This window comes from Amycolatopsis sacchari, from assembly GCF_900114035.1.
In the GTDB taxonomy this organism is placed as follows: Bacteria; Actinomycetota; Actinomycetes; order Mycobacteriales; family Pseudonocardiaceae; genus Amycolatopsis_E; species Amycolatopsis_E sacchari.
Map to the genome: position 1 here is coordinate 17,034 of NZ_FORP01000018.1, position 18,838 is coordinate 35,871.

An 18,838-nucleotide genomic window follows, 5' to 3' on the forward strand; every position below is an offset into this window, starting at 1 on the left:
GAGAAATTCCGAGATGGTGCAAGACGGGATCAGGGTTCGTTTCCGGGTGGCGGGTGACGCCGGCGGGCAGGTGTGCTTCGAGCCCACGGGAATGTGCTACGACCTGGCCGACGGTGAACACGTATCAGCGCTGCTCGACGAAGCGCAGGTGCGGGCGCTCGAAGTCACGTACTGGGCCGGGGGGATTTCGGTGTGGGTGCGCGGGAACTTCACGACCTTCGACCAGAACGGGAACGAGCTGCACCAGTTGTGGGGCGGCTGAACAGTGGGAGGGGGCGGTGGACGGTGGGCACTTCACACGGCACGCACCCGCGAGCGCTGACCGAGGTGTACCGGGAAGACCTGTCTCACCTCCCGGCCACGGCCGCTCCGGGAAGGTCTACATGAGACTGGAGTATTCCGCGCTGGGTGCGCCGGATCTGCGGGGCCGGACAGAGGCGGAGGTGTTCGTGCACGTCGAGGCCGATCTTGTCGTCTCGGACGGGGGTGAGGAGATCTGCACCGAGGGCGCGTTTCCGGTGGTCGAACTCGCCGCTGCCTTGCGGGAGTGGCAGGCGCAGGACGAGCGGCGGGACTTCGAATTCCCGTCGCTGTCGCTCGACGGCCGGTGGGAGGTGCGGATCGTCCGGGTGAGCGGCGGTTGGCAGGTGGTCGCCGAGGCGGTGCGAGGTGCGGTGCGTCCGCTGGCCGAGATCGACGCGGCGGTCGACGAATTCGTCGAAACCCTGCGGGCGGACTGCACACGGCAGTTCGGGTCCTGGATCGACCAGTACTTCCCGCCCGGCGCGACCCCGATGCGGGTCAGCGGGATCGTCGAGCCCAGGGATCCCGTGGTGAGCGGAGACCCCACGACACCGTTTTCGGTCGCGTGGCCACGCGTCGGAGCCGCGGGGATGGGACTGGATGTATATCGGGAAAACCAGGTACACGATCGGGTGCACGCGGGAAGGGAAGCCAATCTCTCGTTGACCCGGGTCCTCGCCGAAGCGCAGCCGGCAGACTTGCTTCACGGCGTCGACTACCACGGCGACACGATGTTCAACGTCGGGCAACTGAGGAAGATCGACCAGGAGTTCGATGCGATTCTCGCGCGGCGTCCGGAACTTGCGTCCGACGTTGCCGCGCTGCGGACGCTTTTCGAACTGGTGGTGCGAGATCGGGGATACCTGTGGATCGCCGGTGATTGATCGACGTTCGACCGAAAAACGAAAAGAGGAGAAATGAGAAGAAGACCTGGGGTGCTCCTCGTCACCGCGACGTGTGTCGCCCTGATGGGTGGCCTCGCCGCCGTGCCGGCGCAAGCAGCGCCGGTCAGCACGGACACAGCCGTCTCCGCGCAGGCCACCGCACCTGAGTCCACTTTGGAGGACAAGGTGCGGGCCGCCGCGGCGCTCGGCATCCTCGCCGGGGACGACCTCCTCGTCCTCAGCGACCGCAACTTCGTCATCGCGCTGTGGCGGCAGGCCACGGGTGCCGAAGTGCGCGCCTCGGCGGAACTCGCGTTCGCCGGGAGCGACTTCGAGTGCACGCAGTGGATCAAGACCGGCATCCACGAGGCCAAAAAACGGGACGACATCAACGAAATCCGGGACGCCGAGATCGCCAGGCAGGCGCGTGAGCTGAAGCAGCACGCCGCCGCCACCATCGGCATCGTCGCCGAGCCCGAGCTGCTCGTGCAGAGCTACCGCGACTTCATCTACGCGCTCTGGCAGCGCGCCACCGGCCCCAAGGTCAAGGCCGCCGCCCTCACCGCGTTCGGGCAGGACGAGGCCGCGCAGAAGGAGTTCCTCCTCAACGGCATCGTCACCGCCAACGCGCAGGACCAGCAGGACCGCATCGACGCCGACCAGCAGGCCACCGAGGCGGAGAAGGCCCGCCTCGCCGCCCGCAACGCCAAGGCCAACGCCGCCGCCGTGCTCGGCATCGTCGCAACCGAGAACCTCCTCGTGCTCTCCGACGACAACTTCGTGCGCGAGATCTGGAACCGCGCCACGCCCGGCACCGAGGTGGCCGTCGCCGCCGAGCGCGCCATCCGCAGTAGCAACCCGGCCGACTGGAAGGCGTTCATCGACACCGGCATCTACGACGCCAACCGCCGAGACATCGCCATCGCGCTCGAAAAGAAGGCCGCCGCCGACCGCAAACGCCTGCAGGAGCTGCGCACGAAGGCCGCCAACAGCAAGGTCCACCCCACGCTCGTCGCCGCCGCGGACATCGCGCTGGCCGGTGACGTCGACGCCGTCGACCGCTTCCTGCGCATCGGCCAGTACGAGGACGCCGTGCTCCGCCAGTCGCTGCAGGCCGACACGCTCGGGTCGCGTGGTGGCTACGTCCGCAGCAACCCGGAACAGCAGAGCTACATCGACTTCGGCAGGCCCGACCCGCAGCCCGGTGACGGCGTCAACGCCACCTGGAAGGTCGTGCCGGGCCTGGCCGATCCCGACTGCCACTCCTTCGAGTCCGTGCTCACGCCTGGCTCCTACCTGCGGCAGCTGGACCTGAAGGTGTACACGGCGGCCAGTGACGGCAGCGACCGGTTCCGCACCGACGCGACGTGGTGCAGCCGGACGGGCCTCGACGCGAACGGTGTCAAGCTCGAATCGAAGGGCGCGCCCGGCCGCTACCTGCGTCACTACAACGGTCTGCTCTGGGCCGCCGACAGCAGTGGCGCCCACAACTTCGACTCCCCGAACCAGTTCGAGGTCGACGCCTTCTGGCGGATCCACGGCGAGAACCCGGCCACGTCGGCCATCCAGCGCCGGTGGCTGAACGACGACGCGATCCGCGCGAGGGTGGGCAACCCGGTCGCCGAGGAGAAGATCGACGGCGCCCTGCGGTACCGCGACTACCCGAACGCCCGCCTGACCTGGTCCGCGCCCACCGGGGTGAAGGAGATGGAGGGCAACATCCTCGCGAAGTACGTGGCGATGGACTCCATGCACAGCCCGGTTTACGGGGCTCCCACCACCGACGAGACCGGCACCCCGGACGGTGTCGGCCGCTACAACCACTTCGCCGGTGGCGGTTCGATCTACTGGACGGCGCAGACCGGCGCACACCTCATCTACGGGGGGATCAAGAGCCGCTGGGCGGCGCTGGACTGGGAACGGTCCTACCTCGGCTACCCGACCTCGGACGAGATGCCGGCGCCGACCGGCCGGTGCAGCCAGTTCCAGCACGGTTCCATCACCTGGAACTCCACGACCGGCGCGGTGACCGACTCCCGCAACGCCTGCGCGAAGTAGCAGACCGGACCCGGGCGGCGGAACTACCCGCGGGCGGCCTCTTCGGCCCGCCGGCGCCGGTACTCCGCCGCCCGGGCTTCGTAGTTCCGGTGCTCCTCCTCGTGGTCCGGCGGTTCGCCGGGCGCGTCCGAGAAGAACTCCACCAGTGCCGCGTTCGCCGCGACCGCCAGTTCGCCGGAACGCTCGAACATGGCCTCCTCGTACGCGGGCACCGCCTCGTCCACTGAGGACGATCGAGCGAGTGCGTGAGCCAGCTCCGCGCCGTCCAGCAACGCCAGGTTCGCGCCGTGGCCGCCGAACGGGGCCATCAAGTGGGCCGCGTCGCCGAGCAGCGTGACGCCGGGGACGTGCTCCCACGTCAGCGGGGCGGGCAGCGCCCAGAACGACCGCGGCACGTAGTCCCCGTCGTTTTCCGCGACGAACTGCCGCATTTCGGGCACCCAGCCGCCGAACTCGCCCAGGAGGTAGGACCGCACGGCCTCGCGGTCGGACAGGTCCACGCCGGCCTTCTCGTGCCAGTCGAGCTCCGCGCGGAACGCCAGGTACCCCCGCACGACCCCGTTGCTGTTGCGCTGCAGGATCAACGCCCGCCCCGCGCTGTCGTTGGCGACCATGTGCCCGTCACCCACGATCGCGGCGATCTCGGGGTGGCGGGTGTCCACATCGTCGTACCGGGCGTCGAGGAAACACACGCCCAGGTACCCCGGCACGGCGTCGGTCACCAGCGGCCGGACCTTCGACCAGGCGCCGTCCGCGCCCACGACCAGATCCGCCTCGGCGGTCGCACCGTTCGCGAACTCCAGCCGGTGCCGTCCGCTCCCGAGCGGCACGACCGACGTCAGCCGGTGCCCCCAGCGGACCGTTCCCGGGCGGACGTGCTCGTACAGCATCTTCCGCAGCTGGCCGCGGTCGATCTCGGGCGCTGCCGTGTCCCCCTCGGCGGGGGTGAACTCCTTCTGCACCCGGCCGTACTGGTCGCGGCCGGTCTTGGCCTGCCCCTCCGGCCGGGCCAGCGCCAGGAAGGCGTCCACCAGCCCGGCGTCCTCCAGCGCGATCTGGCCGGAGTCGGCGTGCAGGTCCAGCGTCCCGCCGGGATCCCGCGAGTCCACGGCGCTGTCCGCGTCGTAGACGACCGGGTCGAAGCCGTGCCCCTGCAGGACGCGGGCACACATCAGGCCGGCGGGGCCGCCGCCGACGATCGCGATCTCAGGTGTGTTCGTCATGTCCCCAGAAAAGCAGACTCGTTGAAAAAGTGCAACCGTTCAACTTAATGACTCGATCACCCTTCGGTTAGGATGACGGTATGTCCGAACCGCCCGGCCGTCGCGAACGCAAGAAGGCCGCCACCCGCAAGGCCCTCGCCGACGCCGCGCTGCGGCTGTTCCTCGAGCGCGGCTACGACGACGTGGGCATCCGTGAGATCGCCGACGCGGCCGACGTGTCCACCACGACGTTGTTCAAGCACTTCCCCGGCAAGGAGGCGCTCGTCTTCGACCGCGAGGACGAGGTGAAGGCCGGGCTCGTCGCGGCGGTGCGGGAGCGGCCCGCCGGGCAGTCCATCCCCGAGGCGCTGCGCGAGCACGTCCTGCGCGCCCGCCTGTCGCCGGGGGTGAAGGGCGACCCGCGGTTCAGCCGGTTCCAGGAACTCATCGAGCGCACCCCCGCCCTGCGCGAGTACGCCCGGCGCATGTGGATGCGGCAGGAGGCCGACCTCGCTGCGGTGATCGCGGAGGAGACCGGCGCGCCCGCGGACGACCCGAAGTGCCGCGCGCTGGCCCACTTCGCGCTGGCCACACGCGATCTCGGGTACGACACCGGCGATCCCCGTGCCGCCGTCACCGAGGCTTTCGCACTGCTCGAACACGGCTGGCGGGGGGAGCGGTAAGGTTCCCACCCGACTCCGGGAGGTAGTGAAAGTGGCATTCGCCCGGCTGGACTGTGGTGAAGGCCACCGTCAGGCGGACCTGGCTGATCCGAATGGTGCGACGCCGCGACCTGCGGATTCCGGATCTCCGGTTACGCGGCGTGGAACGGGTGATCATTTCGGGTCACCAGGTAGGCGGTACCGGCGCGCAGGTGGGTGTGTCACGGTGGTGCATGGTCAACGAACCGTAGAGCGGCGTCCCGATGGGGGGCAGCGACAGGTCTTTTGGGAGTAACGCTTGGACTGCGCACCCCACACCGATCGGTACTTCACGTCCGCGGCTCACGAGGAGTTGCGTGAGCAGGTCCGGCAGTTCGCCGAAACCCAGGTGAGGCCCCGGATCCCCGAGCTCGAGGCGTCCCGCTCCGTCCACATCGGACTGTCCAGGCTGATTGCCCGGCAGGGCTGGATCGGGGTGACGATCGGGCCGGAGTACGGCGGCATGGGTCTGGGCCACCTCGCCAAGACCATCGTCATCGAGGAGCTGGCGCGCGTCAGCGGCGCGATGGGCGCGATGGTGCAGGCGTCCCAGCTGGGCGTGGCGAAGATCCTGCACTTCGGCGACGAGGCGCAGAAACGGCAGTGGCTGCCCGCCATCGCCGCCGGGCAGTGCCTGCCGACGATCGCGGTCACGGAACCGGAGTCGGGCGGCCACGTGCTCGGCATGTCGGCGAGCGCGCGGCGCGAAGGCGACGAGTACGTGCTCAACGGGCGCAAGGTGTTCGTGGGCAACAGCCACGTCGGCGACCTGCACGGCGTCGTCGTCCGCACGGGAGAGGGCTCACACGGGCTTTCCGCGTTCCTCGTCGAGGCGACGCGGCCGGGGTTCTCGCTCGGCCCGCAGCAGGAAACCATGGGGCTGCACGGGTTCAGCTTCGGCGAGCTCATCTTCGAGGACTGCCGGGTGCCGGTGGAGAACCGCCTCGGCGCCGAGGGCGACGGGCTGGCCGTGGCCTACTCCTCCAGCATCCTCTACGGCAGGCCGAACCTGACCGCGGTGTCGCTCGGCATCCACCAGGCGATCGTGGAAGCGACCGTGCGGTTCGCGCGGGAGCACCAGCGGTACGACAAACCGCTGTCCGCGCTGCCGACCGTGCAGCAGAAGCTGGGGCAGATGCAGTCGCAGCTGATGACGGCGCGGGTCGTGGCCTACCACGCGGCCGACATGCTCGACCGCGGGCTGCCGTGCGACACGGAGCTGATGAACGCCAAGCTGGTCAACGTCGAGTCCTCTTTGGACTCCGCGCGGCTGGCGATGGAGATCCACGCCGCGCACGGGTTGTCCGTCGACCGGCAGATCGAGCGGTATGTGCGCGACGCGCACCACATCTACGCTCCCGCGGGCACGTCGGACGTGCAGCGGTTGCGGCTGGCCGAAGTGGCCCTCGGCACGAGCAAGGGACAGTGGTCCCAGCGGCTGGCGGCCGCGCTCGGCGAGGGCAACTCCGCCCGCGAGCGGCGGCTGTTCAGCGCTGCGGCCGCCGATTCAGCTGTTCCACCAGTTCGTTCGCCAGCCCCTTGATGGTGTTGAGGCCGGCGCGGCCCCACGACCGCGGCTGGGTGTCGATCACGCAGATCGTGCCCAGCGCGGTGCCGGTGCGGTCGATCAGCGGCGCGCCGAGGTAGGTGCGGATGCCCAGCTTGTCGATCACCGGGTTGCCGACGAAGCGCGGGTAGTCGCACACGTCGTCGAGCACGAGTGCCTTGCGGCGCACCACGACGTGCGGGCAGAACCCGTGGTCCAGTCCCATCGTGCGGCTCACGCCCGCGTGCTCGGACGCCTGCGCGGCCTGCAGCGCCGCACCGCGCTGGGTGCTCGACGGCGTGAACAGTCCGGCGAAGTACTGCTCGCGGTCGTTGATGAAGTTGACCATCGCGAACGGGGCGCCGGTGATCTGCGCGAGCTTCGCGGCGAAGGCGTCGAAGTCGGGGTCCGGCTCGGTGCCGATGCCCAGCGCGCGCAGCCGTTCCATCCGCGCCTGGACCTCCGGGTCGCGCGGGGCGGCGAGCAGGCGGTCCTCGATGTTGTCCAGGTTCATGGGGTACTCCGGATCCAGTGGGCGTCGGTCGCGGGGGAAGCGGCGACCGGGGGTGGGGAGGTGAGGCCGGCGATGTGCTCGACGAGGTCGATCAGCACGTCGCTCGCCGACCGCCCGATCCGCGCGTCGCAGCGGACGAGCGGCACGTGCGGCTTGAGGTCGAGCGCGGTGCGCAGCTGCGCGTCCGGGTAGCGGTACGCGCCGTCGAACTCGTTGATGGCGACGAGGAACGGGATGCCGCGCCGCTCGAAGAACTCGATCGGCGCGAAGCAGTCGTCCAGCCGCCGCGTGTCGGCGAGCACGACGGCCCCGAGCGCGCCGTGGGACAGCTCGTCCCACATGAACCAGAACCGGTCCTGGCCCGGGGTGCCGAACAGGTAGAGGACGATGTCGTGCTCGGGGAACGTGATGCGCCCGAAGTCGAGCGCGACGGTGGTGGTGGTCTTGTGCTCGACCCCGGCGAGGCTGTCGGTGCCGACGCTCGCGGCCGTCAGCGTCTCCTCGGTGGTGAGCGGCTCGATCTCGCTGACCGAGCCGACGAACGTCGTCTTGCCCACCCCGAACCCGCCGGCGACGAGGATCTTGAACTGGGCGGGATAGGACTCAGAGCTTCCGAAGTCCATCAAGTAGCTTCCTCAGCATCGCAGGGTTCGATGAGTCGACAAGGTGGGGTTCGCGGGCCACCGCGGCACCGGCCGCGATCAGGTCGGCCAGCAGGATCTTGGTGACCGCGATGGGCTGGCTCAGCAGCGCGGCGATCTCGACCACCGAGGTGGGGCGGCGGCACAGCCGCAGCGCCTGCGCGTGCTCGCGCTGCAGCCCCTCGGGCGAGATCCCGCCCGTCGCGGAGACCCGGGACATCAGGTCCAGCTGGATGCTGGGCTTGGTCCGGCCTCCGGTGACCGTGTACGGGCGTTCCCAGAACCCCATGTCGGCGTCGTCGGGGAAGTCGTTGCCGTCCAGCACGCGTTACCAGTTCCCTTGCTGTGCCACGGGCTGACGGGCGGGGGTCGAGAGGTGGCTGGGGATCTGGGTGCCGAGCCTGCCCATCTCGTAGCTGAGGCTGTTGGCGTTGACGTCCCGGCCCGCCAGCACGGCGAGCACGCTGCCGGCGCCCGCGGCGGTGACGAACAGGATCACCTCGCCCAGCTCCGTCACGACCTGCCGCACGCCGTCGTCCCCGTCGCCGAAGCGCGTGCCCACCTGCTTGGCCAGCGAGCACATGCCGCTGGCGAGCGCGGCCAGCTGGTCCGCGTCGTCACGGGCGAGCCCGTGCCAGTTCTTCGCGATGCCGTCGGCGGACAGCAGTACCGCGCTGCGTGCACTCGGGACCTTCTCGACGAGCCGGCTGAGCAGCCAGTTCAGGTCGTCGGCCATGCGGTGGAGCCTCCTTGTTCGCTGTCTGACTGGGACGGGGCGGGATCGGGTTCCTGGCTGCGCTCGAGGCCCAGCCGGGCGGCACCGATGAGGTTCGGGTTGTGGCCGGGAACCACCGTGGGGCGGACCGGCGCTTCCCGCAGTTCGGGCCGCAGGTGGCTCGGCGTCGCGCGGCGCTGGGGCAGCGGCGGCAGGTGGTCCGGCGAGTCGGACTCGGCCGCGCCCTGGTAGCGCAGCGGCTCCGGCTCAGGGGCCTGCCACTGCGTCGCTTCGGGCTCCGGGGTCTGCCACTGCGTCGCTTCCGGTTCCGGCGTCTGCTGCTGCCACGGCGGGGGTTCCGGGGCGGACACGGGCTGCTGCCGGGGCGTGGGCGACGGGAGGAACGAGGAACCGGGGTCGCGCACGGGGAGGTGGCCCTCGGCGGGCGCTTCGTGCCGTCCCGCGAGCACCGGCACGGGCGCGCCGATCCCGGGCCGGGACTGCTCGACGGCGGGCACGGGAGCGGGCAGGGCCGCGGTCTCCCAGTTCTCCTCGGCCTCTTCGGTGCGCTGTTCGCTGAGCAGCTCGTGCGGCAGCACCACGGCGGCGTCGATCCCGCCGAAGATGTTGTCCTCGAGCCGCACCCGGATGCCGTGCCGTCGTGCCAGCTCCTTCACCACGCCGAGGCCGATGCGGCCGTCCTGCAGCAGTTCGGCGAGGTCGAGGTCGGCGGACCCGTCCAGCAGCTGGTTGATGCGTTCCTGGTCCGCGCGGGGCATGCCCAGCCCGCGGTCCTGGACGACGACCGCCAGCCCGGCGGTGACGCGGTGGGCGCGCAGCACGACCTTGGGCGCGTCGGGCGCGGTCCACGTGGTCGCGTTCTCCAGCAGCTCGGCGAGCAGGTGGATCACCTCGGCGACGACGTGCCCGTGCACCTGGACGTGCTCGATGGGCATGATCGTCACCTGCTTGTAGTGCTCGATCTCGGCTACTGCCGAGCGAAGCACAGCGTACGCGTCGACGGGCGTCTTGGAGCGGCGCTGCAGCGCGCCGCCGCCGAGGACGGCGAGGTTCTCCGCCTGGCGCCGCATGCGGGTGATCAGGTGGTCGATCTCGTAGAGGCCCTTGAGCTGCTCCGGGTCCTCGATCGAGCGTTCCTGGTCGTCGACCGCCGAGATGGCGCGGTTGATCAGGCCCTGCAGGCGCTGGGCGAGCTTGCCGAAGACGTCGCGGCGCTGACCGGGTTCGGTGCCGAAGACGGCCACCGGTTCCGGGGGCAGCGACTGCGGCGGGGGTTGCTGGTAGGCGGGTGGCGGGGGAGGGGCTGCCTTCACCCGGAGCGCCGTGACCAGTACGGCCAGCCCGGCCACGACGACGACGGCGACGCAGAGCGCGATCGCCCAGCCGGGCTGGACCGCGGCGATCGCGACGCCGGTGCCCCCGGCCAGCGCGAGCACGACGCTGACGGCCACCACGGGCCACAGCACGCCGCGGGCGGGCGCCGGGGCGCTTCGGGTGAGGTGAGGCCCGCCAGGTACAGGATGATCAGACATCAGGTCCTTCCCATACGTGGGGACGGCAAGGTGCAGACGACAAGATCGTGAAGATGGGCCACCCGGAGCCTTGACACCGGTTGGTGATCTTGGCGCAGGGATGCTACCGCAGACGTCATCCTTCATCGCCCCAAGAGGGGAGAACCTCACCCTCGATAACGGCTACTGGCCAGTTGTCACCCGTTCTGCCTAACGGCTTGATCGCGACATGAGAGACGCCGGAAGTAAGCGCTTTCTCAGCGTTACCCCCGGCGTCGCGGCGCGTAGTGGGAAGCGCTACCCGGCGGGGAAGACCGCCAGTGCCTCGTCCACCTCCTCGGCCTCGACTCAGGTCACCTGGGCCGTGCGCGGGCGAACCACCTGCCGCCCGCGGCCACGCCCGGTGGCCCCGTCCCCAACCCCACCCTCACCTCGTAGAACCAGCCAACACCCCACGCCCAGCCACGACCACCCGAGCCTGCCCGGCAACCCGCCTCCCGAGATGCTCCGCGGTCGCCACATCCGAAGGGTGCACGTCCTCCGCAGGCGAATCGTTGTGGGTCTGGGCGGCCGCGCCGGTCCAGAAGCCGAGGCGGTTGAGGTCGTGCTCGCTGCTGGTGGTGAAGTTCCAGCCCGGCATGAGGCCGAGGCTGACCCAGATCATCTGGTGCTGGTAGGCGAACGCGGACAGGAACGCGAGCGTGTTGGACTTGTCGCCGCTCTTGGAACCGGAGTTGGTGAACCCGGCGGCGAGCTTGTCCCGCCAGCGGCCTTCGAGGTAGCGCTTGCTCGTCTGCTCGGCGAAGGTGTGGAAGCCCGCCGACGCGCCGCCCATGTACGTGGGCGCGCCGAAGATGATCGCGTCCGCGGCGTCCAAGGTGGACCAGTCCGCGTCGGTGAGCGAGTCGACGGCGAGCAGGTGCGCTTCCGCGCCACCACTCGTGATGCCCCGGACGACAGCCTCGGCCAGTACCCGGGTGTGGCCGAAGCCGGAGTGGTAGGCGACGGCGATGCTGGTGGTGGTCATGTCAGTGGACCTCGATGTCTTCCAGGTGGACGGAGACGATCAGCGGCTCCGGCACCTTCGCGCCGTGCTCGTCGCGGCTGTAGATCAGCCGTTCCGAGGGGATCACGAGCCCGGACACCTCGCGGTGGCCGGAGATGTAGTGGGCGCTGGGCGCGCCGCCCGCCACGTCGACGTTGTAGTCGCGGCGGCGGAGCAGGCCGTCGGAGTCCACGTACAGCGTCTGTTCGGGGCTGTGCGTGGCGAGGTCCGCGGGGTAGCGGACCCGCAGGCGGCGGAACTTCTCGCCGTCCTCGGTCCACGGGTCGATCTCCTCGGTTTCCACCCCGGGGAAGGTCAGCGAAACCGGCTCGGTCAGGTAGGTCCACATGGCGTAGCCGGTGAAGTAGGCGAGCTGCAGCCGGTTCCACGGCGTGCTCAGCTCGTGCCCGGCGAACGACTCGCGCGGGTTCCGCAGCTCCTCCACCACCTCACCCCCCGTCGTTTCGATGGCGACGCGCTCCGGGGTGAAGGAAGTGCGGTGCCCCTCCTCGGAAAACGGTTCGTGCGAGGTGAACTCGCGGTGCAGGTCCACGGTCACCGTCACGTCGTTCGCGGCGCCGGGGTGGCCCTTCAGGCCCCACAGCACGCCTCCGGAGAACTGGCGGGCGGAGATGCGGCGCGCCTCCTGCCACCGGGCCAGGCCGCCGTGCGCTTCGAGGATCGTCGTCAACAGGCCGGTCATCGGGGTCCTTCCGGGTCTCAGGCGAGGAAATCGGTCACGTCCGCGGCCACTTCGGCCGGGTACTGGAACAGGAACGCGTGCGCGGAGTCGGGGTAGACGCGGATGCGCGCGTCCGGGATGAGGCCCGCCATGAGGTGGCTGACCTTCGTCGGGATCATGAGGTCGTCGTCGCCCTGCAGGACCAGCGTCGGGCTCTTGATCCCGGTGAGCCGCTGGAGCGCGCCGTGGTCCGGCACGCCCCACTCCAGCACGGCGTCGTACTGCGCGTCGCGCACGGCCAGGCTGGTCGGCGCGTCACGGCCCTCCTGCCGCCGCAGGAAGCGGCCGAGGAACTCCACGCCCTTTTCCTGGCTGGTTTCCGTGTGGGCGAAGAAGATGTAGAGCAGGTCCTCGCCGCTGGACTCGTCGGTGCGGGCGTGGTCGGCGATGTCCTGGCGCCAGCCGTGCATCCCCGGCGCGCCCTTCGGCCCGGTGCCCGCGAGCACCAGCCGTCGCACCAGGTGCGGCCGGATGAGTGCGATGTCCTGCGCGACGAACCCGCCGAGCGAGAAGCCCAGTATGTCCACTTCGGACAGACCCAGCGCCTCGGTGAACGCGATGATCTGGCGTGCGGTCTCGGCGACGGTGTGGGCGGGGCGCCCGGTCGAAGCGCCGACACCGGCGTAGTCGACCAGGATGACCTCCCGGTGCGCGGCGAGCGCGTCCGTCAGCGCGGGGTCCCAGTTGTCGAGGTTGCCGCGGAAGTGCTGCAGCATCAGCAGGGGCGTGCCGCCGGGGACGCCGAAGCGGCGGTAGGCGTAGGTGACGCCGTCGGCCTCGGCGAAGCGCGTCTCGGCGGTTTGGTGGGTGGTCATGGTGCTCCAATCAATGTGACCGGTCATCTTGATACGGGTAAAAGAGTGCCCGATGGGGCGGGCGGGGGAGTTCAGGGGCGCAGCGCCTCGAAGGCGATGTCGAGCTGGTCGGCGACGACCGACTGGTCCGAAACGGTCTTCGCGCGCAAGGTGGCGCCCTCGAAGGAATCGATCAGGAACGTCGCGAGCGTCTTCGCCGAGCGGGACTTGGTGATCTCGCCGGACTCCTGGCCCTCCGCGATGATCTCCGCGACCGCGTCCGTCCAGGCGTCCAGCGTCTCCCGGACCGCCTCCTGCACCTGGTCGCCCGCGGTGGTGCTGTCGTTGGCGAAGGTGCCGAGCAGGCAACCGAACTCCACGCCGGTGCCGCGCGTGCGGTCCGCCTGTGCGGCGAAGTGCCTGCGCAGGCGCTCGAGCGCCGGACCCTCCTCGCGCAGCATCGAGAAGTCCGTGCTCCGCGCGTACCGGCGGACGATCTCGGCCGCCAGCGCCTGCTTGCTCTCGAAGTGGTTGTAGAAGGAGCCCTTGGGCACCCCGGCGGCCTTCGTGATGTCCTGCACGCTCGCGCCGTTGAAACCCTGGCGGCGGAACACGTCCTCGGCGTGCTCGACCAGCTTGTTCTTCACGCTCACCTGCGGCATGGGTTCAATATGACCGATCGTCTTGGATGTTGTCAAGTAACGCGAACTCCGCCGCGTCCAAGCGCAGCCCGGCGGCGGCCACGTTCTCTTCGAGGTGCGCGACGCTCGACGTGCCGGGGATCGGCAGCATCGTGGGGGAGCGCCGCAGCAGCCACGCCAGCGCGAGCTGCGAAGGGCTCGCACCGGTGCGGGCGGCCAGCGCGCCCAGCGGACCCGAAGGCGTCGTCAGCCCTCCCGTCGCGAGCGGGAACCACGGGATGAAGCCGATCCCGCGCTCGGCGGTGTAGCTGACCAGGTCGTCCGACCCGCGCTCGGCGAGGTTGTACAGGTTCTGCACGGTCGCGATCGGCACGATGCGCTCGGCCTCGCGCAGCTGCGCGACGCTGACCTCGCTCAGGCCGACGTACCGGATCTTGCCGGCGTCCCGCAGTTCCCGGAGCGTGCCGACCTGGTCCGCCAGCGGGACCCGCGGATCGACGCGGTGCAGCTGGTAGAGGTCGATGTGGTCAAGGCGGAGCCGCCGCAGGCTGCCGTCGAGGGCTTCACGCAGGTGCTCCGGCCGCCCGTCGGTGAGCCAGTCGCCACGCCGGTTGCGGACGAACCCGCCTTTCGTGGCGATGACCAGGTCTTCGCGGTAGGGGTGCAGGGCCTCGGCGATCAGGGTTTCGGCGACGCCGGGCCCGTAGGCGTCGGCGGTGTCGATCAGCGTGACGCCGAGCTCGACGGCCCGGCGCAGGACCGCGCGGGCGGTTGCGGCGTCGCGGGACGGGCCGTAGGCGCCGGGGCCGGTGAGCTGCATCGAACCGAACCCGAGCCGGGCGACGGGCAGGTCGCCGCCGATGCGGAAGGTGCCGGCCGCGGTCGCGGAATTCATGAGAGCCTCCAGGAAACGGGCAGGTGGAAGTGGGGGTGGAGCAGGCCGAGCGAGCGGATCGCGATCGAGCCGACGAGGCCGGTGCCGGCCGCGAGCACGAGCCACGCGAGCGTGGTGTGCGGGGCCGACGGGGTGAGCGTCAGCAGCCGGATGCCGTAGGTGGCGCTGGCCGCCGCGGTGAACGTGAAGGCCCAGAAGCCGATCGCGAACGGCAGCCGCGCGTAGCGGCGGAGCAGGAACAGGTGCGGCAGCAGCAGGACCACCATCGTGCCGAGCAGGACGTCGTGCACGACGCCCGCGTGCGGCCCGTCGATCGCCCACCACGCGTTGCCCGCGACGGCCGGCGGGGCCGAGAAGATCGCGAGCGTCGGCAGCAGCGGGGCGGGCAGCTCGGGTCCGGTCGCGAACCGGGCCAGCAGGACGGCGCCGATGAGCAGCCAGAACAGGATGCCCGCGGCGAACACCACGAGCGCCACGTGCCGCTGCCCGATCGTCGCGAGCGACTGCGCGGACAACAGCGAGGCCGCGACCGTGGGGAGGAGGTAGCCGCCGTGGAGTGTTCCGAGTGGACGCTGCACGGTCAGCAGCCCGGCGACGAACCAGGCGCCGAACGCCGTGCTCACCGCGAACAGCAGCCAGACCAGCACGGCGCCGGTGGTGGGCAGGAACGTCGCGAGGTGCGCCGCGAGCAGTGAGCCGGTGGCCGGGGCGAGCGCGGCGAACGGCCCGAGCGCGGGGTGCCGGAGATCTTCGGCCACGTCGCGCGGGTGGGAGATCCCGGTCGCGTACCGGGCGAGGAGCGTGAACCACGCGACGGCCGCGACGAGCCAGAGGAGTTCGCCGATGGCGTGCGGAGCGCCGAGTGCGGCGGCCGCGGTCGTCCACGTGCCGGCGAGGCCGGAGAGCCCGAACGCGATCCCGAGTGTGTTGAGCGGAAGCCGGGACTGAGTCATGAGAAGGACAATATGACCGGTCGTCTTAAGTCGTCAATCCCACCGGAGGTGACGCTGCCCACCGCTTACGCTCGGACCATGGAGATCCGCCTGGTGCGCGAGGACGAGCTGGAGGTCCTGCGGGAGGTCGAGCGGGCGGCGGGGGAGAGCTTCCGGGCTTTCGGCATGCCCGAGATCGCCGACGACGAGCCGCTGTCCGTGGAGGTGCTCGACGGCTACCGGCGTGCGGGCCGCGCCTGGGTGGCCGGTGAACACCCGGCCGCCTACCTGCTCGCCGACCTCGTCGACGGCTGTGTCCACATCGAACAGGTCTCGGTCCGGCCCGAGTACGCCCGGCGCGGCATCGGCCGGGCGCTGATCGACCACGCCGCCGCGGGAGCCGCTGTCACGCTGACGACCTTCGCCGACGTACCGTGGAACGCGCCGTACTACCGCCGCTGCGGTTTCCGCGTCCTCGACGACGGCGAGCTGACGCCGGGCCTGCGGGCGATCCGCGAGCGCGAGGCCGCGCACGGCCTGGACCGCTGGCCCCGGGTGGCGATGCGCCGCGACGTGTGACCATGCTCATCTGGACGCCGCCTGCCCTGGTTGAATTAGGTTAGGCAAAGCTTAATCAGCAGGGAGGATCCGTCATGTTCGCTGGTCGGCCGCGGAAACGCGGTGCGTTGCTCGTCTGTCTGCTGGGGGCGCTGCTCGCGCTCGCCGGGTGCGGTTCGGGCGGCGGGAACCAGGACACCGTGACGACCTCCGGCCCGGCCGCCGCCGGAGCCGCGTTCCCCGTGACGATCCCGACCGCGTTCGGCGACGTGACCGTGCCCAGCCAGCCCAAGCGCGTCGTCGCGCTCGGCTGGGGCGACGCGGAGGTGGCGCTGACCCTCGGCGTGCAGCCGGTCGGCGCCTCGGACTGGCTCGCCATCGGTGGCGACGGCGTGCCGTCGTGGGTGCCGCAGGACAAGCGCTACACCACGCCGCCCACCCAGCTCGGCACGCTGGAGGTGGACCTCGAGAAGATCGCCGCGCTCAACCCCGACCTGATCCTCGACACGCGTGCCAGCGGCGACAAGGACCGCTACAACAAGCTCTCCGGGCTCGGCGTGCCGGTTGTGAGCATCCCCAAGGGCGCCGAGTCGTACCAGACCTCGTGGCAGGACCAGCTCGACATCATCGGCAAGGCGCTCGGCAAGACCGCCGAGGCGGCCAAGGTGCGGAGTGACCTCGAAGCCAAGTTCCAGCAGGCGGCCGCGGCGCACCCCGAGTTCGCCGGGAAGACCGCGGTGGCCGGTGCCAAGTCCGGCGCCGGGTACGGCGCGTACGTCAACGGCGATGGCCGCGTGGAGTTCCTGAAGAAGCTGGGTTTCATGCAGTCGCCGAAGGTGCAGGCGCTGGCGGGCAACGGGTTCTCGGTCAGCGTGTCCGCGGAGCGCATGGACCTGCTCGACGCGGACGTGACGGTGATGGCGGCGATCGGCGTGGCGCCCGAGGACATCTCGAACGACCCGCTGTTCCAGGCGGTGCCCTCGGTGAAGGCCGGGCACGCGGTGGTGCTGTCGGACAAGACGATCTCGCTGGCCTTCGCCAGCGCGACCCCGCTCGGCCTGTCCTACGCGATCGACCAGGTCGTGCCGCAGCTGGCGCGGGCACTGGCACGCTGAGGGTGTGAAAGGGACAGGACTCGCCCTGCTCACGGTGGCGCTGGCGGTGGTGGCCGCCGCCGGCATCGCCGTGGGCACCAAGTGGATCCCGCCGTCGGTGGTGCTCGACGCGCTGCTGCACCACGACCCCGGCGACCCGGACCACCTCATCGTGACGCAGGTGCGCGTACCCAGGACGCTCATCGGGCTGCTCGCCGGGATCGCGCTCGGCGCGGGCGGGGCGATCCTGCAGGGGCTCACCCGCAACCCGCTCGCGGACCCCGCGATCTTCGGGATCAGCCCGGGCGCGTCGCTGTTCGTCGTGCTGGGCATCAGCGTGTTCGGTGTGCAGTCGATGGCGGGGTACGTGTGGTTCGCGTTCCTCGGCGCGGCGGTGGCGGCGGTCATCGTGTACGGCATCGGCACGCTCGGGCGCGACGGCGCGACACCGCTGAAGATCGTGCTCGCCGGAGCGGCGTGCACCGCCGCGTTCGGTTCGGTGACGACCGGTCTGCTCGTCACCGACAACTCCACCTACGAGCAGTTCCGGTTCTGGCAGGTGGGTTCGCTCGCGGGGCGCGATCTGGACGTCGCGTGGCAGGGGCTGCCGTTCCTCGCCGCCGGGCTGGTGCTCGCGGTGGCGTGCGCGAGGCTCCTCAATGGACTGTCCATGGGGGACGACGTCGCCAGCTCGCTCGGGCTCAACGTGCCGCTGAGCCGGGCGTTGTGCGTGCTCGCCGTCGTGGTGCTGTGCGGGACGGCGACCGCGATGGCGGGGCCGATCGCGTTCGTGGGGCTCGTCGTCCCGCACTTCGCCCGGCTGATCACCGGGCCGGACCACCGCTGGCTGCTGCCGTACTCGGCGGTGCTCGCCGCTCTGCTCGTGCTCGTCGCCGACATCCTCGGCCGGGTCATCGCGCGGCCCGGCGAGGTCCAGGTCGGGATCATCACCGCGGTGCTCGGCGCCCCGGTGCTCGTGGTGCTGGTGCGGCGCCGGAAGTGGGTGTCGGTGTGAGCGCGGTGCTCGCGGTGCGCCGCCGCCTGGCGCGGCGGACGGTGGTGATGTGCGCGGGGCTCGCGGTCGCGCTGGCCGCCGTGTTCGTGCTGTCACTGTCCATTGGGGACTACCCGCTCTCGCCGTCGCAGGTGGTGGGGGCGCTGACGGGCAACGGCACCGTCGCCACGCACTACGTCGTGGTGCGCCTGCGGCTGCCGCGGGCGCTGCTCGCGGTGCTGGTGGGGATGGCGTTCGGCCTGTCCGGCGCGGTGTTCCAGCGGCTGCTGCGCAACTCGCTGGCCAGCCCGGACATCATCGGCGTCACCGCAGGGTCCAGCGCGGTCGCGGTGATGGGGATCGTCGTGTTCGGCGCGTCCGGGTTCGTCCTGTCGGGCGCTTCGCTGGTGGGCGGGCTGGTGACCGCGGTGCTGATCTACGTGCTGGCGTGGCGGCGCGGGTTCGCCGGGCAGCGGCTCGTGGTGGTCGGCATCGGGATCGCGGCGGTGCTGGCGAGCGTCATGTCGTACTTCCTGACGCGGGCGGACTACCGGCTGGCGTCGCTGGCGCTGGTCTGGCTGACGGGCAGCCTCAACGGCGCGGACTGGTGGGACGTCCGCGCGATCGCGGCGTTCCTCGTCGTGCTGGTGCCGCTCGTGCTGGTGGTGGGGCGGAAACTGCCGGTGCTGCAGCTCGGCGACGAGGTCGCGACCGGGCTCGGCGCGCGCGTCGAACGGGACCGCCTCGCGTTGCTGGCGGTCGCGGTGGGGCTGGCCGCGGTGGCGACCGCCTCGGCGGGACCGGTGACGTTCGCGGCGTTCCTGTCGGGTGCGATCGCCTTCCAGCTGCTGCGCACCGGGCGGCCGAGCCTGGTCGCGGCGGCGCTGACCGGGGCGTTGTTGTTGCTGGTCGCGGACTTCGCGGCGCAGCACCTCGTCGGCGGCACGCAGCTGCCGGTCGGGGTGGTCACCGGCGCGGTCGGCGCGCCGTACCTGCTGTACCTGCTGGCGACGGCGAACCGGGGCACGCGGGGATGACCGGCTGACC

Annotated in this window: 21 protein-coding genes; 9 read left to right on the forward strand and 12 right to left on the reverse strand. The window is 70.8% G+C overall.

The window, feature by feature from the left end; translation table 11 throughout:
- Positions 1–13: 13 nt before the first annotated feature.
- From BMZ92_RS25545 to BMZ92_RS25555, 3 genes are all read left to right on the forward strand, one after another.
- A complete protein-coding gene (locus BMZ92_RS25545; RefSeq protein ID WP_091512408.1) occupies positions 14–262 on the forward strand; it encodes a hypothetical protein in 249 nt (82 codons plus the stop codon).
- 121 nt (positions 263–383) lie between these two features.
- Positions 384–1,187 carry a DUF7878 domain-containing protein gene (locus BMZ92_RS25550; RefSeq protein ID WP_091512410.1) on the forward strand — a complete coding sequence of 268 codons (804 nt, stop codon included), beginning with the start codon at positions 384–386 and terminating at the stop codon, positions 1,185–1,187.
- 33 nt (positions 1,188–1,220) lie between these two features.
- Positions 1,221–3,245: an AbfB domain-containing protein gene (locus BMZ92_RS25555; protein WP_245783246.1), complete on the forward strand. Its 2,025-nt coding sequence runs from the start codon at positions 1,221–1,223 to the stop codon at positions 3,243–3,245.
- A gap of 23 nt (positions 3,246–3,268) precedes the next feature.
- Here BMZ92_RS25555 and BMZ92_RS25560 read toward each other — a convergent pair whose 3' ends face one another.
- Complete coding sequence (locus BMZ92_RS25560; protein ID WP_091512412.1) at positions 3,269–4,468, reverse strand: FAD-dependent oxidoreductase; 1,200 nt, start codon at positions 4,466–4,468, stop codon at positions 3,269–3,271.
- An 80-nt stretch (positions 4,469–4,548) separates the two neighbouring features.
- Here BMZ92_RS25560 and BMZ92_RS25565 point away from each other — a divergent pair, with 80 nt between their 5' ends.
- Both BMZ92_RS25565 and BMZ92_RS25570 read left to right on the forward strand, forming a co-directional pair.
- A complete protein-coding gene (locus BMZ92_RS25565; protein WP_091512415.1) occupies positions 4,549–5,130 on the forward strand; it encodes a TetR/AcrR family transcriptional regulator in 582 nt (193 codons plus the stop codon).
- A 277-nt stretch (positions 5,131–5,407) separates the two neighbouring features.
- Positions 5,408–6,691, forward strand: a complete 1,284-nt coding sequence (locus tag BMZ92_RS25570) for an acyl-CoA dehydrogenase family protein (RefSeq protein ID WP_091512417.1) — start codon at positions 5,408–5,410, stop codon at positions 6,689–6,691.
- Here the strand turns inward: BMZ92_RS25570 and BMZ92_RS25575 are convergent.
- The 11 genes from BMZ92_RS25575 to BMZ92_RS25625 form a co-directional block, all read right to left on the reverse strand.
- Entirely contained in the window at positions 6,636–7,208 is a 573-nt protein-coding gene (locus BMZ92_RS25575; protein WP_091512420.1) for a GAF domain-containing protein, read from the reverse strand. The genes BMZ92_RS25570 and BMZ92_RS25575 overlap by 56 nt on opposite strands.
- On the reverse strand, positions 7,205–7,831 hold the full coding sequence (locus tag BMZ92_RS25580; protein WP_091512422.1) for a GTP-binding protein: 627 nt from the start codon (positions 7,829–7,831) through the stop codon (positions 7,205–7,207). Before BMZ92_RS25580 ends, BMZ92_RS25575 begins: the two co-directional genes overlap by 4 nt.
- Positions 7,812–8,174, reverse strand: coding sequence for a DUF742 domain-containing protein (locus BMZ92_RS25585; protein ID WP_245783247.1), 363 nt, complete (start codon positions 8,172–8,174; stop codon positions 7,812–7,814). The genes BMZ92_RS25580 and BMZ92_RS25585 overlap by 20 nt, the downstream gene beginning before the upstream one ends.
- 3 nt (positions 8,175–8,177) lie before the next feature.
- Positions 8,178–8,585: a roadblock/LC7 domain-containing protein gene (locus BMZ92_RS25590; protein ID WP_091512425.1), complete on the reverse strand. Its 408-nt coding sequence runs from the start codon at positions 8,583–8,585 to the stop codon at positions 8,178–8,180.
- Positions 8,570–10,039 (reverse strand): sensor histidine kinase, encoded by a 1,470-nt coding sequence (locus tag BMZ92_RS25595; RefSeq protein WP_143249946.1) that lies wholly within the window; start codon positions 10,037–10,039, stop codon positions 8,570–8,572. Before BMZ92_RS25595 ends, BMZ92_RS25590 begins: the two co-directional genes overlap by 16 nt.
- A gap of 484 nt (positions 10,040–10,523) precedes the next feature.
- Positions 10,524–11,123: a flavodoxin family protein gene (locus BMZ92_RS25600; RefSeq protein ID WP_091512429.1), complete on the reverse strand. Its 600-nt coding sequence runs from the start codon at positions 11,121–11,123 to the stop codon at positions 10,524–10,526.
- A gap of 1 nt (position 11,124) precedes the next feature.
- Entirely contained in the window at positions 11,125–11,844 is a 720-nt protein-coding gene (locus tag BMZ92_RS25605) for a hypothetical protein (protein ID WP_091512431.1), read from the reverse strand.
- Between the two features lie 17 nt (positions 11,845–11,861).
- On the reverse strand, positions 11,862–12,698 hold the full coding sequence (locus tag BMZ92_RS25610; RefSeq protein WP_091512437.1) for an alpha/beta fold hydrolase: 837 nt from the start codon (positions 12,696–12,698) through the stop codon (positions 11,862–11,864).
- A gap of 71 nt (positions 12,699–12,769) precedes the next feature.
- Positions 12,770–13,339 (reverse strand): TetR/AcrR family transcriptional regulator, encoded by a 570-nt coding sequence (locus BMZ92_RS25615; RefSeq protein WP_091512440.1) that lies wholly within the window; start codon positions 13,337–13,339, stop codon positions 12,770–12,772.
- Between the two features lie 4 nt (positions 13,340–13,343).
- Positions 13,344–14,213, reverse strand: a complete 870-nt coding sequence (locus BMZ92_RS25620; RefSeq protein WP_091512443.1) for an aldo/keto reductase — start codon at positions 14,211–14,213, stop codon at positions 13,344–13,346.
- A complete protein-coding gene (locus BMZ92_RS25625) occupies positions 14,210–15,166 on the reverse strand; it encodes an SLAC1 family transporter (RefSeq protein ID WP_091512445.1) in 957 nt (318 codons plus the stop codon). Before BMZ92_RS25625 ends, BMZ92_RS25620 begins: the two co-directional genes overlap by 4 nt.
- 78 nt (positions 15,167–15,244) lie before the next feature.
- Here BMZ92_RS25625 and BMZ92_RS25630 point away from each other — a divergent pair, with 78 nt between their 5' ends.
- The 4 genes from BMZ92_RS25630 to BMZ92_RS25645 all read left to right on the forward strand — a co-directional run bounded on the left by BMZ92_RS25630 (position 15,245) and on the right by BMZ92_RS25645 (position 18,828).
- Positions 15,245–15,724 (forward strand): GNAT family N-acetyltransferase, encoded by a 480-nt coding sequence (locus BMZ92_RS25630; protein WP_091512447.1) that lies wholly within the window; start codon positions 15,245–15,247, stop codon positions 15,722–15,724.
- A 74-nt stretch (positions 15,725–15,798) separates the two neighbouring features.
- On the forward strand, positions 15,799–16,818 hold the full coding sequence (locus BMZ92_RS25635; RefSeq protein WP_091512450.1) for an iron-siderophore ABC transporter substrate-binding protein: 1,020 nt from the start codon (positions 15,799–15,801) through the stop codon (positions 16,816–16,818).
- A gap of 4 nt (positions 16,819–16,822) precedes the next feature.
- A complete protein-coding gene (locus tag BMZ92_RS25640) occupies positions 16,823–17,812 on the forward strand; it encodes a FecCD family ABC transporter permease (RefSeq protein WP_091512452.1) in 990 nt (329 codons plus the stop codon).
- On the forward strand, positions 17,809–18,828 hold the full coding sequence (locus BMZ92_RS25645) for a FecCD family ABC transporter permease (protein WP_091512454.1): 1,020 nt from the start codon (positions 17,809–17,811) through the stop codon (positions 18,826–18,828). Before BMZ92_RS25640 ends, BMZ92_RS25645 begins: the two co-directional genes overlap by 4 nt.
- Positions 18,829–18,838: the final 10 nt, after the last annotated feature.